General features: G+C 69.9%; 16 protein-coding genes. 11 read left to right on the top strand and 5 right to left on the bottom strand.

The window, feature by feature from the left end; all coding sequences use genetic code 11:
- Nucleotides 1-12: 12 nt before the first annotated feature.
- From GXW78_RS04575 to GXW78_RS04565, 3 genes are read right to left on the bottom strand one after another with little or no spacing between them, the layout of a single operon-like run.
- The gene (locus GXW78_RS04575) at nucleotides 13-1,005 is read right to left on the bottom strand and encodes an NAD-dependent epimerase/dehydratase family protein (protein WP_211866437.1); all 993 of its coding nucleotides are present in this window, start codon (nucleotides 1,003-1,005) and stop codon (nucleotides 13-15) included.
- Nucleotides 1,002-1,322 carry a hypothetical protein gene (locus tag GXW78_RS04570; protein WP_211866435.1) on the bottom strand — a complete coding sequence of 107 codons (321 nt, stop codon included), beginning with the start codon at nucleotides 1,320-1,322 and terminating at the stop codon, nucleotides 1,002-1,004. Before GXW78_RS04570 ends, GXW78_RS04575 begins: the two co-directional genes overlap by 4 nt.
- 58 nt (nucleotides 1,323-1,380) lie before the next feature.
- A complete protein-coding gene (locus GXW78_RS04565) occupies nucleotides 1,381-1,734 on the bottom strand; it encodes a RidA family protein (RefSeq protein WP_211866433.1) in 354 nt (117 codons plus the stop codon).
- Nucleotides 1,735-2,050: 316 nt separating this feature from the next.
- On the opposite strand from GXW78_RS04565, the gene GXW78_RS04560 reads away from it, so the two are divergent.
- On the top strand, nucleotides 2,051-2,695 hold the full coding sequence (locus GXW78_RS04560; RefSeq protein ID WP_338147686.1) for a hypothetical protein: 645 nt from the start codon (nucleotides 2,051-2,053) through the stop codon (nucleotides 2,693-2,695).
- Here the strand turns inward: GXW78_RS04560 and GXW78_RS04555 are convergent.
- Nucleotides 2,679-3,059, bottom strand: a complete 381-nt coding sequence (locus tag GXW78_RS04555; RefSeq protein WP_211866431.1) for a SpoIIAA family protein — start codon at nucleotides 3,057-3,059, stop codon at nucleotides 2,679-2,681. The two genes, GXW78_RS04560 and GXW78_RS04555, sit on opposite strands and share 17 nt — an antisense overlap.
- A 179-nt stretch (nucleotides 3,060-3,238) precedes the next feature.
- Here GXW78_RS04555 and GXW78_RS04550 point away from each other — a divergent pair, with 179 nt between their 5' ends.
- The 9 genes from GXW78_RS04550 (at nucleotide 3,239) to GXW78_RS04510 (ending at nucleotide 11,464) form a co-directional block, all read left to right on the top strand.
- Complete coding sequence (locus GXW78_RS04550; RefSeq protein ID WP_211866429.1) at nucleotides 3,239-4,261, top strand: ABC transporter substrate-binding protein; 1,023 nt, start codon at nucleotides 3,239-3,241, stop codon at nucleotides 4,259-4,261.
- A gap of 289 nt (nucleotides 4,262-4,550) precedes the next feature.
- A complete protein-coding gene (locus GXW78_RS04545; RefSeq protein ID WP_211866427.1) occupies nucleotides 4,551-5,357 on the top strand; it encodes an ABC transporter ATP-binding protein in 807 nt (268 codons plus the stop codon).
- Nucleotides 5,347-6,180, top strand: a complete 834-nt coding sequence (locus GXW78_RS04540; RefSeq protein ID WP_211866425.1) for an ABC transporter permease — start codon at nucleotides 5,347-5,349, stop codon at nucleotides 6,178-6,180. The genes GXW78_RS04545 and GXW78_RS04540 overlap by 11 nt, the downstream gene beginning before the upstream one ends.
- Nucleotides 6,180-6,896 (top strand): maleate cis-trans isomerase family protein, encoded by a 717-nt coding sequence (locus GXW78_RS04535; RefSeq protein WP_211866423.1) that lies wholly within the window; start codon nucleotides 6,180-6,182, stop codon nucleotides 6,894-6,896. Before GXW78_RS04540 ends, GXW78_RS04535 begins: the two co-directional genes overlap by 1 nt.
- Nucleotides 6,897-7,038: 142 nt before the next feature.
- On the top strand, nucleotides 7,039-7,917 hold the full coding sequence (locus tag GXW78_RS04530) for a 2-dehydro-3-deoxygalactonokinase (RefSeq protein ID WP_211866421.1): 879 nt from the start codon (nucleotides 7,039-7,041) through the stop codon (nucleotides 7,915-7,917).
- On the top strand, nucleotides 7,914-8,534 hold the full coding sequence (locus GXW78_RS04525) for a 2-dehydro-3-deoxy-6-phosphogalactonate aldolase (protein ID WP_211866419.1): 621 nt from the start codon (nucleotides 7,914-7,916) through the stop codon (nucleotides 8,532-8,534). Before GXW78_RS04530 ends, GXW78_RS04525 begins: the two co-directional genes overlap by 4 nt.
- Nucleotides 8,535-8,608: 74 nt before the next feature.
- Nucleotides 8,609-9,658 carry a TRAP transporter substrate-binding protein gene (locus tag GXW78_RS04520; RefSeq protein WP_211866417.1) on the top strand — a complete coding sequence of 350 codons (1,050 nt, stop codon included), beginning with the start codon at nucleotides 8,609-8,611 and terminating at the stop codon, nucleotides 9,656-9,658.
- A 44-nt stretch (nucleotides 9,659-9,702) separates the two neighbouring features.
- Complete coding sequence (locus GXW78_RS04515) at nucleotides 9,703-10,140, top strand: TRAP transporter small permease (protein WP_338147685.1); 438 nt, start codon at nucleotides 9,703-9,705, stop codon at nucleotides 10,138-10,140.
- 1 nt (nucleotide 10,141) lies between these two features.
- Complete coding sequence (locus GXW78_RS04510) at nucleotides 10,142-11,464, top strand: TRAP transporter large permease (protein ID WP_211866415.1); 1,323 nt, start codon at nucleotides 10,142-10,144, stop codon at nucleotides 11,462-11,464.
- Between the two features lie 3 nt (nucleotides 11,465-11,467).
- Here the strand turns inward: GXW78_RS04510 and GXW78_RS04505 are convergent, their stop codons facing one another.
- Nucleotides 11,468-11,947: a cupin domain-containing protein gene (locus tag GXW78_RS04505; RefSeq protein ID WP_246521868.1), complete on the bottom strand. Its 480-nt coding sequence runs from the start codon at nucleotides 11,945-11,947 to the stop codon at nucleotides 11,468-11,470.
- Nucleotides 11,948-12,096: 149 nt separating this feature from the next.
- On the opposite strand from GXW78_RS04505, the gene GXW78_RS04500 reads away from it, so the two are divergent.
- The gene (locus GXW78_RS04500; protein WP_211866413.1) at nucleotides 12,097-13,209 is read left to right on the top strand and encodes an S-(hydroxymethyl)glutathione dehydrogenase/class III alcohol dehydrogenase; all 1,113 of its coding nucleotides are present in this window, start codon (nucleotides 12,097-12,099) and stop codon (nucleotides 13,207-13,209) included.
- Nucleotides 13,210-13,257 lie beyond the last annotated feature (48 nt).

Raw genomic sequence — 13,257 nt, 5'->3', positions numbered from 1 at the left:
GGGCGGTCTGCCTTACAGGTAGTCGGCGAGGCGCGGACGATACCACGCGAGGGAGCGGCGCAACCCCTCATCGAGGTCGACCCGCGGCGCCCAGCCTGAAGCGTTTCGGAAGGCGCGGTCGTCCGCGGCATAGGAGCCGATGTCGATCGGCGCGCGGTCGGCGGGGAATTCCTTGGTGAGGTAATCGCCCTTGCCGTCATTCGCCGCGATCAGCCGCTCAGCCAAGTCGGTCAGCGAGGTCGGTGGGCTTCCGCCAAGGTTGAAGACCTGCCCGGAAAGCGCTGGTTCCGCTGCTTTTTCAGCCGCGATCAGGAAGGCGTCGGTCACATCCTCGACGTAGGTCAGGTCACGAAGCTGCGCGCCGCCCCACACCTCGAAGGGCTCCCCTTCCAGCACGCGGCGGATCCAGATGCCAAGGAAGGTCTGCCGCGCGTCGCGGATGCGCAGCCGCGGGCCGTAGCAGTTGGTCAGGCGCAGCGAGACCACCGGGCGGTCGTGCACCCGCTGTTCCAGCAGCCAGTACTGCTCGCCTGCCCATTTCGACACGCCATTGGCGTCGGGCGGGTTGACCGGGTGCAGTTCATCGACCGGCAGCGACCGCGGGCGGCCATAGAACTGGCGGGTGGAGGCATGGATGACGGCGGCCTTCGGCGCGACCTCCCGCATCACGCCGATGAGCCTCACCTGGGCCACGGCGTTAATGGCGATGTCGGCGACCGGGTCCTTCTGGCCGCCCATGTGGCTGGTCTGGGCGGCCATGTTGAACAGCACGTCCACGCCCTCGCAGAGCGAATGCAGCTCGGTGTCGCGGATGTCCCCGCGCACCAGCAACACCCCCGCGCCTTCCAGGTTGCGGGCGGAAGCGCCCCCGTCGGGCATCATGGCATCGAGCGCGGTCACCCGCGCGCCGTGGGCCGCCAGCGCGTGACACAGGTTCGAGCCGAGGAACCCGGCTCCGCCCGTCACCAGCACGCGCCGGCCGCGCCAGAATGTCGCATCGCTCATCGGTCAGCCTTCCAGGAGACGGCCGCATTCTGCGCCCGATTGCGGCGGAATGACGCCGGGACGGCGGCGGGGTTGCGTATGCCGGAAGCGGGCCGCCGCGAACAGGCGCGATGGGCGGCGGACGGGCCGGGCCGCTGCGCTGCGCCCGGCCGAGAACCGGCGAAAGAGACCGGGCAGCCCAGGTCGAGGCGCGGGATCTCGTCCCCGTCCATCGCGCCGCCGATGTCGGGGTCGTTCATCAGCGCCTGGACCTCGGCCATCGTCGACGGCGCGGCCGGGGCGCGCGACACGGACAGCGGGGCGGGCGGCGTGCGCATCGGACGCATCCGTTCATGGCGCCGTGGCGCCGCCGACCGGCCGCCCCGCCACCGCCTGCTACCGCGGCGCGAGCGCGACGCCGGTGATCTCGACCTTCCAGTCGGGATTGACCAGCGGCGCCTGGATCGTCATCCGCGCCGGCTTCTGCGCGGGGTCCAGCCAGGCATCCCAGGCCCGGTTCATCGCCGGCGCATCGCCGATATCCGCCAGCACGATCTGGATGCTGACCAGGGCGCGCTTGTCGGTCCCCGCGTCGGCCAGCAGGGCGTCGATCTGACGGAGGATGTCCGCGGTCTGTCCCTCGGTGTCGAGCGTCGCATCGTCGGCGACCTGGCCGGCCAGCCAGATCATGCCGCCCGCCACCACCGCGCCGGACAGGCGCTGCTCCTCGGCCAGCCTGCGGATTGCCATGGGTATCTCCTCTTCAGCGGTTGAATGCCGGCGCCGAGGTTCATCCCATGCGCCCGAGTCCCTCCAAATCCGCCATTCGCGGCGCTGGGGGGCGACGCGGCGGACCAGTCTCGAAATCGCGACTCTCTGGAATCTGTTAGGGACTCTACTTCAGATGTCATGTTAAATATCGGGGCTCATCGACGGCAATTTCTGGCGTTTCCTTCGCGTCAAAACGCGCCGAACCAACCAAATGGTTGATATTTTGTCTTGTTTCACTTCCTGTGATTGCTATTAACTCGCCTTTAAGTTGATAAACGGGGCGAACATTCCTGCTGTGAGCGAAGTACAGACCCTGCTGCGCCGTCCCCGCCGGCTCGACAACGTTGTCCGGGACCGGCTGAAGACCTGGCCCCAGCATCCGCCTGGCACCATCGGCGCCCAGGGTGCCTGGCTCCGCGGCCGACCCTGCGACGGCGAACCGGTCGCCCAGCCTTATCTGAAGATCCCCGGATCGGATCGAATGCGGACCATTCCCGACGGGCTCTGGCTGCATTTCGGCGGCACGCCGGCGGACCCCTATGCCGACATCCTTTGCATCGAGGCCTGTTCGACCTTCCAGAACCTGCTCGACAAGCGCTCACGCTTCGCGCCGTCGACCGTCTCCCTGCTCGCGCACTGTCCGCTGCCCTGGCTGCTCGCGCCGCTGCAGGCCAACGACCCCACGCCACGCTGGCGGATCATTCCGTTCCTGAAAGCCGAACCCGTTGCCGGCTTCAGCCTGCCGGTGCGTGACCTGCGCGTGCTCTATGGCCTCCAACGGGACCACTATGACGGCTTCGCCCGGCATCAGGTGCCGCATCCCCACGAGTATTTCTGCCCGATGGATGCGCTGACCGCCCATGAAGGTCACGCCAACCCGGCGATGCGCTCCCTGCTCGGGCGAGCCTGTGCCGCCTCGGCCTTCATGGTGCCGCCCTGACCTGCCGCGCCCAGGCCCAGGCCGCCTCCTGCTGGTCCGGTCCAAAATAGCGGATCTCGGCCCGCATCAGCGGCGCGACCAGCGACACCATCCACGCCACCCAGGGATGGTCGCCGAGCAGCGCCATGCGGCCGAGGTCGTTCCAGTGCCGCACGCCCGAGCGCATGTCATCGAGCAGCGCCCCGGGCCCCTCGAACCCCTCGAAGCCGCGCATGTCCACCAGCATGGCGGGCCGCGGGTTGCGCACGAGTTCCTCATCGAGCCACGGGTTGAGCCGCGCGTAGTCCTCCCGGCTCAGCCTTCCCCGCACCCGGATGGCCAACAGATCGGGGCCGGATTCCGGCAGCACCTCGAACATCGTCATACCTCGCGGTGGTTGCAGCGGTCCGATATAGCGCCAGCGGATGCCGGCTTCCCGGGCATAAGCGCCGCACCCGACCCGAAAACCGTGACGGAACCGCTTCGGGCGTCTTGCCGTCCGGCCATCGGATGCCGCAGAGAGCGACCCCCGCCGGCAGCCGCCGCGACAGAGGAGACTCAGACATGGTCCCTGGCCTCAACCGACGCGCCGCGCTGCTCGCCGCCGGCAGCCTGCTGGCCGCCCCCCGCCTGGCCCGCGCCCAGGCGACGCGGGTGCGCATGATCCTGGACTGGGCCTACCAGTCGCCCAACGCCTTCGCCCTGGTCGCGCGGGAGAAGGGATACTTCCGCGCCGCGGGCCTCGACGTCACCGTCGATCGCGGTCAGGGCTCGGGCAACGTGCCCGTCGCGCTGGCCGGCGGCGCCTACGACATCGGCTATGCCGACATCAACCCGGCGATCCGTTTCATGGCCGAGAACCCGGACCGCGGCATCGTCGCCTTCGCAATGCTGCACGACCGCAGCCCGCTCTGCGCCATCGTGCGCGCCGACGGGCCGATCCGCACGCCGAAGGATCTCGAAGGCAAGCGGCTCGCGGCGCCAGAGTTCGACGCCGGGCGGCAGCTGTTTCCCGCCTTCGCCAAGACGGCCGGGATCGACGCGTCTAAGGTCACCTTCCTCTCGGTCACGCCGGCCCTGCGGGAGCCGATGCTGGTGCGGCGCGAGGCGGATGGCGTGACGGGCTTCGTCACCACCTCGGCGCTGGCGCTGAAGGGCATCGGCCTCGGCCTCAACCAGCAGCGCATCATGATGTATTACGACCACGGGCTGAACCTGTACGGCGGTGCGCTGCTCACCACGCGGCGCTTCATGGAATCGAGCCCCGATGCCCTGCGTGCCGTGAATGCCGCGCTCATCAAGGCCTTCATCGAGACGATGCGGAACCAGCAGGAGATGCTCGACATCCTGAAGCGCGTCGAACCGCTGACCGACGTCGCGCTGGAGCGCGAGCGCAACGAGCTGAACGTCGAGCGGGTGGTGATGAGCGACAACGTCCGCGCGAACGGCCTGTCCTCGGTCGACCCCGCGCGGCTCCAGACGGGCATCCAGCAGGTGGAGGAGGCCTACGGGCTGACCCCGCGGCTGCAGGGCGCGCAGATCTACACGCCGGACTTCCTGCCGCCGGCGGCGGATCGGCGGATCTGAGGGGGACCTCTCAGAGAGGGGCTTTGCCCCTCTCCGAACCTCATCCCACCAAAGGCCGAAAGGCCGTTGGAAACCTCCTTCTGGTGCCGGGCACAGTGGTTGTGCCTGAAGATTGCGCCCAGCGTTCCAAATCGAATCCGACGCACCGGGCGCGATGCGAACACCGCCGGGGCAAGCAACCGCTCCGCCGGGCGCCAGGTATTGGTTTCCAAAGGCCCTTCGGCCTTTGGTGGGGGAAGCTCGAAGGGGGCAAAGCCCCCTTCGATCACACCGGGACCGCCAACGCATCATGACCGAACCCTTCGTCCACATCGACCGCGTCTCAATGCGCTATGGCGGCGTCGAGGGGACTCTCGCTCTGCGCGATGCCTCGCTGGCCGTGGGCGAAGGGGAATTCGTCGCCGTGGTCGGCCCCTCGGGCTGCGGCAAGTCCACGCTGATGCGCCTCGTCACCGGCCTGTGGCCGCCGACCGAGGGCACAGTCGTCGTGAATGGACGGGAGGTCACCGGCCCGCTCTCCATCGCCGGCATGGCCTTCCAGAACCCGACTTTGCTGCCCTGGCGCCGCATCCTGCCCAACGTGATGCTGCCGCTGGAGGTGGTGCGCCCGCATCGCGGCCAGCTTCGCGCCCAGCGCGCCCAGTATGAGCGCAAGGCGCGGGACCTGCTGAAGATGGTCGGCCTCGAAGGCTTCGAGGACCGCTATCCCTGGCAACTGTCGGGCGGGATGCAGCAGCGCGCCTCTCTGTGCCGCGCTCTGGTGCATGACCCGCGGCTGCTCATGCTGGACGAACCCTTCGGCGCGCTCGACGTCTTCACGCGCGAGGATCTGTGGGATGTCCTGCAGTCGGTGTGGATGGCGAAGAAACCCACGGTGATCCTGGTGACGCACGACCTGAAGGAAGCCGTCTACCTGGCCGACCGCGTGCTGATCATGTCGGCCCGCCCGGGGCGCATCATCGCCGAGCGCCGGGTCCCCTACCCTCGCCCACGCCGGCTGGACCAGACCTATGAGGCGGAGTTCCAGGCCATCGTCCACGAGCTCCGCGACCGCATCGCCGAGGCCCGCAAGGGGGAGACCGCCGATGCGCGGTAAGGCCGCCCGTTCCGCCCAGGCGCTCGCCGCCGCCGCGCGGCGCCGCCGCCGGCTGGAGGCCGCGCTTCCCTGGCTGGTGACTGCCTGGATGTTCCTCCTGTGGGAAGCCGCCGTCCGCCTGTTCGGCATCGAGCCCTTCATCCTGCCGGCGCCATCCGCCATCGCCGAGAGCATGATCAAGTGGTGGCAACCGCTGCTGACGAATTCCTGGGCCACGCTGCTGACCACTTTCGTCGGCTTCGCCATGGCCGTGGTGTTCGGCCTGCTGCTGGGGGTGGCGATCGGGTCCTCGGTGCTGGTCTATCGCGGGCTGTATCCGCTGCTGATCGCCTTCAACTCGGTGCCGAAGGTCGCGGTGGTGCCGATCCTGGTGATCTGGTTCGGCGCAGGCTTCTGGCCGGCGGCGCTGACCGCCTTCCTGATCTCCTTCTTTCCCATCGTGGTGAATGTCGCGACCGGCATCGCCACCGTGGAACCGGAACTGCGCGACGTGCTGCGTGCCCTCGGCGCCCGGCCGGTCGATATCGTCACCAAGGTTGGCCTGCCGCGGGCGATGCCGTATTTCTTCGCCTCGCTGAAGGTCGCGATCACGGTGGCCTTCGTCGGTTCGATCATCAGCGAGACGGTCGCGGCGAATGAAGGCATCGGGCATCTGATGCTGGTCGCGTCATCCCGCTTCGACGTGCCCCTCGTCTTCGCGGGGCTGATCGTGACGGGCATCATGGGGGTGCTGATGTACTGGGTGGCGGTGACCATCGAGGACCGCACGACCGGCTGGGCGACGCGCGGGCAGAACGACCCGCGCCTGGCGGCGGGCGGCTGATGGCCGGCGCGATCCGGCTGGGGATGCTGACCCCGTCCTCGAACACGGTGCTGGAGCCGGCGACAGCCTCGCTGCTCGCCGGCACGCCGCATATCACCGCGCATTTCCAGCGCCTTCGGGTGCTGTCGATCAGCCTGGAGGGCGGCTCGACCGGCCAGTTCGACGCCGCGCCGATGGTCGCAGCCGCGGAGATGCTGGCGGACGCCAAGGTCCATGCGCTGTGCTGGAACGGCACCTCCGGCGCCTGGCTCGGGCTCGATGCCGACCGCGCGGTATGTGCCGCGGTCACGACAGCGACCGGCATACCGTGCACCACCGCGACCCTCGCGCTGCACGAGGCGCTGCGTTTGCTCGGGGCGCGGCGCATCGGCCTGGTCACGCCCTACCTCGGCACCGTGCAGACGGCGATCCTCGCCAATCTGCGCGCCGAGGGCTTCGAGCCGGCCGCGGAGCGGCACCTCGAAGACCCCGGCAACTTCTCCTTCGCCGGGCACGCCCCGGCGCTGGTGACGCGGCTGGTGCGGGAGGTCGCGGCGGAAGGCTGCGACGCCATCGCCGTCCACTGCACCAACTTCCGCGGGCTGGACGCCGCGATTGCCGTGCCGGACGTCCCGGTGCTCGATTCGGTCGCGATCGCTTTGTGGGGCGCGCTGCGCCTTGCCGGCGTCGATCCATCTAAGGTTCCCACCCTCGGCCCGCTGGCCCGGATCGCCTGAGCGTGCCGGCTCAGCCTCCGTGCCGCGAACACGACCATGCCGAGGAATGAACCCTTTTGCGGTGATGCAGTAGAGTACGACGTATTCATTGCACCACCGCGAAGTCTTTGGCATGCGACGCGCAGACCTGCGAGAGGGTTGAATGATCGGTATCGACTGGGGCACGTCGAGCCTGCGTGCCTATCGTTTCGCGCGTGATGGCAAGGTGGCCGCACATCGCTACACGCCCCGCGGCATCCTGACCGTCCCGCCCGACGGCTTTCCCGGTACCCTGCGCGCCGTGGTCGGGGACTGGATCGCCGATGGCGAGGATCGCGTGCTGATGTGCGGCATGGTCGGCAGCCGCCAGGGCTGGCGCGAGGCGCCCTACCTCCCCTGCCCCGCCGGTCTCGACGGCCTGGCCGGCGCCGCGATCCCCATCCCCTTCGATGGCGCGACGGTGCAGGTGCTGCCCGGCCTGACCTGCCGCGACAGGCATGGCGTGCCCGAGGTCATGCGGGGCGAGGAAACCCAGATCCTGGGCGCCGCCCGCGACGGTGCCGAGATGACCGTCTGCCTGCCCGGCAGCCACTCCAAATGGGCACGGGTGAAGGATGGCAGCGTGCTGGGGTTCACCACCCATTTCACCGGAGAGGCCTTCGCCGTGCTGTCGTCGCACACCATCCTGGCCCGGATGATGGACACCGCAGCCCCGCACCATGCCGGCGGCTTCGCCCGCGGCCTCGCGCGCGCGCGCCAGGGTGGCGGGCTGCTGCACCATCTGTTCGGCCTGCGCGCCGCCGCCCTGTTCGACGAGATGCAGGAGGACGAAGCCGCCTCCACCCTGTCCGGTTTGCTGATCGGCCATGAGGTCGCCGCTGCGCTGGAGGACGGCGTCGCCCCGCCGGTGCTGCTGATCGGCGCGGACCACCTGGCCGCGCGCTATGCCGCAGCGCTCGACATCTTCGGCGTCCCGCACCGCCTCGCCGAGCCGGATGCGGCCGCCCGCGGGCTGTGGCGCGTGGCGGAGCACCTGCCATGAGCATGGCCCCCTGGCTCGACGCCTGCCCGATCGTCGCCATCCTGCGCGGCATCCGGCCGGAGGAGGTGGAGGCGATCGGTACCGCCCTGCTCGCCGAGGGGCTCGGCATCCTGGAAGTGCCGCTCAACTCGCCCAATGCGCTCGAGAGCATCCGCCGGCTGCACGCCGCCTTCGGCGACCGCGCGCTGGTCGGCGCCGGGACCGTCACGACCGAGGACGAGGTCGCCGCCGTCGTCCGCGCCGGGGCGAAGCTGATGGTCACGCCGCATTGCAGCCCGCCGCTGGTGCTGGCGGCGCGCGCCCGCGGGCTGATCGCCTGCCCCGGCTTCTTCACGCCGGGCGAAGCCTTCGCCCTGCTCGCCGCCGGGGCCGATGCGCTGAAGCTGTTCCCGGCCGAGGCGGCGAGCCCCGCCGTGCTCCGTGCCCTGCTCGCCGTGCTGCCGACGGGCACGGCGGTGCTGCCGGTCGGCGGCATCGGGGCGGAGAACGTCGCCGCCTGGAAGACGGCGGGAGCGGCCGGCGTCGGCGTCGGCTCCTCGCTCTACCGCCCGGGCGACACGCCCGCCGCCGTGCAGCAGAAGGCGCGCGCGCTGCGAGAGGCGCTCGGCGCAGCTTGAAAGTGCCGCCGGTTTCGACCGAATGTGCCGCCGAAGCCGGGGGCGATTCCGGCGGGCTGACGGGAGACGACCAGATGCTTGACCGACGCCGGCTGCTCACGGGGGCGGCGCTCGCCGCACCCGCCATGCTCGCCTCCCGCCGCGCCGCGGCGCAGGAGGTCACGCTGCGGCTGCACCACTTCCTGCCCGCCGTGTCCAACGTCCACCGCCACTTCCTGGTGCCCTGGACCAACAAGGTGCGGGAGGAATCGGGCGGCCGCCTGCGCATCCAGATCTTCCCCTCGATGCAGCTCGGCGGGGCGCCGCCGCAGTTGTACGACCAGGCGAAGGACGGTGTGGCCGACCTCGTCTGGACCCTGCCCGGCTATACCCCCGGCCGCTTCCCGCGCATCGAGGTCATCGAGCTGCCCTTCATCGCCCATCGCCGGGCCAGCGTGAATGCGCGCGTGACCTGGGCGCTGTTCGACCGCCACATGCGCACCACCGAATTCGCCGAAACGCACGTCGTCACCGCCTGGGCGCATGATGGTGGGCTGATCCACGCCAAGCGCGAGGTGAAGACGATGGAGGATCTGCGCGGCCTCAAGCTGCGCTTCCCCACGCGCCAGGCCGGCGAAGGCCTGAAGGCGCTCGGCGCGACCCCGATCGGGATGCCGGTGCCGCAGGTGCCCGAGGCGATGTCGCAGGGCGTCATCGATGGCGCCGTCGTGCCGTGGGAGGTCGTGCCCTCGATCCGCCTGCAGGAGATGGCGCGCTACCACGTCGGCATCCCGGGCAGCCCGACCTTCTACTCGGCGTCCATGATCCTCGCGATGAACCCGGCGCGGTATCAGTCGTTGCCCGACGACCTGAAGCGCGTGCTCGACGCCAATTCGGGCGAGGTGGCCGCGGTGATGGCCGCCAGGGTGTGGGACGAGGAAGGCCCGAAGGTCGAGGAGACCGCCCGCCGCCGTGGCAATTCCATCACCGAGATCAGCGAGGCCGAGAAGGCCCGCTGGATCGAGGCCACGGCCCCCGTGACCACCGCCTGGGTCGCCCAGATGCGCGAACGCAGCATCGACGGCGCCGCGCTGGTCGAGGAGACGAAGGGAATGGTCACCCGGCTCGGCCAGGGCGTGTCCTGACGCCGCCGCCGGGCCCCGTCTCGCGCCTCGCCGGCGTCCTCGCCGTGGCGGCGGGTCTGGTGCTGCTCGCGGTCGCGGCGATGGTCACCGCCTCGGTGCTGATGCGCTGGCTGCTCGGCACGCCCATCACCGGCGACGTGGAGATGGTGCAGGTCGGCGGCGGGCTCGCCGTGCTCGGCTTCCTCGCCTATGGCACGCTGATGCGCGCCAACATCTTCGTCGACAGCTTCACCACCCGCCTGCCGCGGCGCGCCAACGCCGCGATCGACGCCTTCTGGAACCTGGTGTGGGGCGTGGTGGCGCTGGTGCTCGCCGAACGCATGGCGGTCGGCGCGATGGAGGCTTTCGGCAACGGTTCCGTCACCATGGGCATGCTCGGCATCCCGATCTGGTGGGCGATCGGGATCGGCGCGGCCTGCTTTGCGGCGACGGGCCTCGTCGCGCTGCACTGGACCGGATGGCTCCTGCGCGGGCGCGGCTGACATGGCCGAGGAATTCATCGTCGCCGGCCTCGGCTTCGCCGCGCTGCTCGGCCTGCTGGTGCTACGCTGCCCGATCGGGCTCGCCATGCTGGCCGTGGGTTGCGCGGGCTATGCCTATATCGTCGATACGGCGCGGCTGCTCGCCTATCTGAAGACGACGCCCTTCTTCCTGTTCGCGAACTACACGCTGTCCGTCATTCCGCTGTTCATCCTGATGGGCGCGCTGGCGGAACGCGGCGGGCTGGCGCGCGACCTGTTCGCCGCGGCGAATGCGCTGGTCGGGCACCGCCGCGGCGGGCTCGCCATGGCGGTGATCGGCGCCTGCGCCGGGTTCGGCGCGGTGTGCGGTTCCTCCGTCGCGACCACCGCGACCTTCGGGCGGGCCGCTTTGCCGGAACTGCGCCGCTACGGCGCCGCGCCGGGCTTCGCGGCCGGGACGATCGCGGTGGGCGGCGTGCTCGGCATCCTGATCCCGCCCTCGGTGATCCTCGTCGTCTATGCCATCAGCACCGAGCAGAACATCGCCAAGCTGTTCATGGCGGCGCTGGTGCCGGGGCTGCTCGCCACCGTCCTCTACCTGCTGACCATCGCCGTGGTGGTGCGGCGGCGGCCCGCGCTCTGCCCCGCCGGCCCGCGCGTGCCGCCCGCCGACCGCCGCGCCGCGCTGCGCGCCGTCGTGCCGGTGCTGCTGATCGCGGTCGCCGTGGTCGGCGGCATCTATGGCGGCATCTTCACGCCGACCGAGAGCGCGGCCGTCGGCTGCGCCGCCACGCTGCTGGTCGGCCTCGCCCGCCGCAGCCTCGGCCCGCGCGAGCTGGTGGAGAGCCTGAAGGCCACCGCCGAGACCACCGCGATGATCTTCGCGATCCTGCTCGGCGCCGAGGTCTTCAACGCCTTCCTTGCGCTGTCCCAGGCACCGGACCTGCTCGCCGTTTGGGTGTCGGAGCAGGGCTTCCCGCCGCTCGGCGTGCTCTGCGCCTTCCTCGCCGTCTACATCGTGCTCGGCGCGGTGATGGACGAGCTCGCGATGATGCTGCTGACGCTGCCGGTGTTCTTCCCCGTCATCACCGCGCTGGACTTCGGCCTGACGACGGAGGAGACGGCGATCTGGTTTGGCATCCTCGTGCTGACCGTGGTCGGCATCGGGCTGACCGCGCCGCCGATCGGGCTGAACGTCTTCGTCGTGAGCGGCCTTGCGCGCGACGTGCCGATCGGCGCGATCTATCGCGGCGTGCTGCCCTATCTCGCGACGGATTTCATCCGGCTGGGGTTGTGCATCGCCTTTCCCTGGTTGTCGCTCGCGCTGGTGCGTCTGCTGAGCTGACGGTCAGGGTGCCGGCGCCGGTACGGTATCACCGGCCCGCTGCGGCGGCAGTTTGATCGCCAACGCGCGGAACCGCCCGGTCGTCGCGCGGGATCCGGCATGTGGCGTGCCGCGCGGGATGATGATCAGGTCGCCGGGCTTCACCTGCACCTCGCGGTCCCCGAGCCAGAACGAGCCTTCTCCCTGAAGGATGAGCTGAATCTCGTTCGCGTCGGCATGGTAATGCCGCGGCACATTGCCGCTCTGCACGGACACCGTCCCGTCGGGCGTCGCGGCGAGCAGCCGGCTGCGCAGATCGCTATTCGGCGCGAGGCTGCCGATCTCCTCATCCGTCATGCTGAACAGGTTGATGATCTGCGGCGCCAGCGGCGGCGGTCCGGACTGCGCGCCGGCCGCCGGAACCAGGTGGTGGGCGAGGAGCCCTGCCGTGAAGGCCGCCGCGAAGCCGGCGCCGAGCAGCGGAACGCGCATCCGATGGGCCATCGTCATCTCCTCCTGCTTCATTTCATTCCCGGCATCATGAGACGGCGGCGGGTCGAGATGCAAACGGGTTGCGGCCGGCCTGCCCGGCGGGGGTTGCGGCGCCGCCGCCTGCCACGCGAAGGTGCGGCCCGCCAATACGGAGTCCCGCCATGAAGACCCGCGCCGCCGTCGCTTGGAAAGCCGGAGCCCCGCTGACCATCGAGACGATCGACATCGGCGACCCGAAGCCAGGCGAGGTGCTGGTCGAGGTGATGGCCACCGGCATCTGCCACACCGACGCCTACACGCTGTCGGGCGCCGACCCCGAGGGGCTTTTCCCCGCCATCCTCGGCCATGAGGGTGCGGGCATCGTGCGCGAGGTCGGCGCCGGCGTCACCACGCTCAAGCCCGGCGACCACGTCATCCCGCTCTACACGCCGGAATGCCGGCAGTGCAAAACCTGCCTGTCGCAGCGGAGCAACCTCTGCACCGCCATCCGCGCGACGCAGGGCAAGGGCGTGATGCCCGACGGCACCTCCCGCTTCTCCTGCGATCAGGGGACCGTGTTCCACTACATGGGGTGCAGCACCTTCGCGAACTTCACCATCCTGCCGGAGATCGCGCTGGCGAAGGTCCGCCACGACGCGCCCTTCGACAAGATCTGCTACATCGGCTGCGGCGTGACCACGGGCATCGGGGCAGTCATCAACACCGCGAAGGTCTGGCCCGGCGCCAATGTCGCGGTGTTCGGCCTTGGCGGCATCGGGCTGAACGTCCTGCAGGCGGCGCGCATGGTCGGCGCGGACAGGATCATCGGCGTGGACCTGAACCCGGCGCGGGAGGAGATGGCGCGCAAGTTCGGCATGACGCATTTCGTCAACCCGAACGTCGTCGGCACGGACAAGGTCGTGCAGGCGATCCAGGACCTGACGGATGGCGGCGCCGATTTTTCCTTCGAATGTATCGGCAACGTGCATGTGATGCGCCAGGCGCTGGAATGCACGCATCGCGGCTGGGGCACTTCCATCATCATCGGCGTCGCGGCGTCGGGGCAGGAGATCAGCACCCGCCCCTTCCAGCTCGTCACGGGGCGCAACTGGCGCGGCACGGCTTTCGGCGGCGCGCGCGGCCGCACCGACGTGCCGAAGATCGTGGACTGGTACATGGACGGTAAGATCGAGATCGACAGCCTGATCACCCACACCATGCCGCTCGACGAGATCAACACCGCCTTCGACCTGATGCATGAAGGCAAGTCGATCCGTTCCGTCGTCGTCTACTGACGCGATGCGGCCGTCGCCTGGCTGACGCGCCGGCACCCCTTGCGCGGC

It is taken from the genome of Neoroseomonas terrae, assembly GCF_018129025.1.
Classification (GTDB): Bacteria; Pseudomonadota; Alphaproteobacteria; order Acetobacterales; family Acetobacteraceae; genus Neoroseomonas; species Neoroseomonas terrae.
This window is presented reverse-complemented; position numbering and strand designations above follow the sequence as displayed.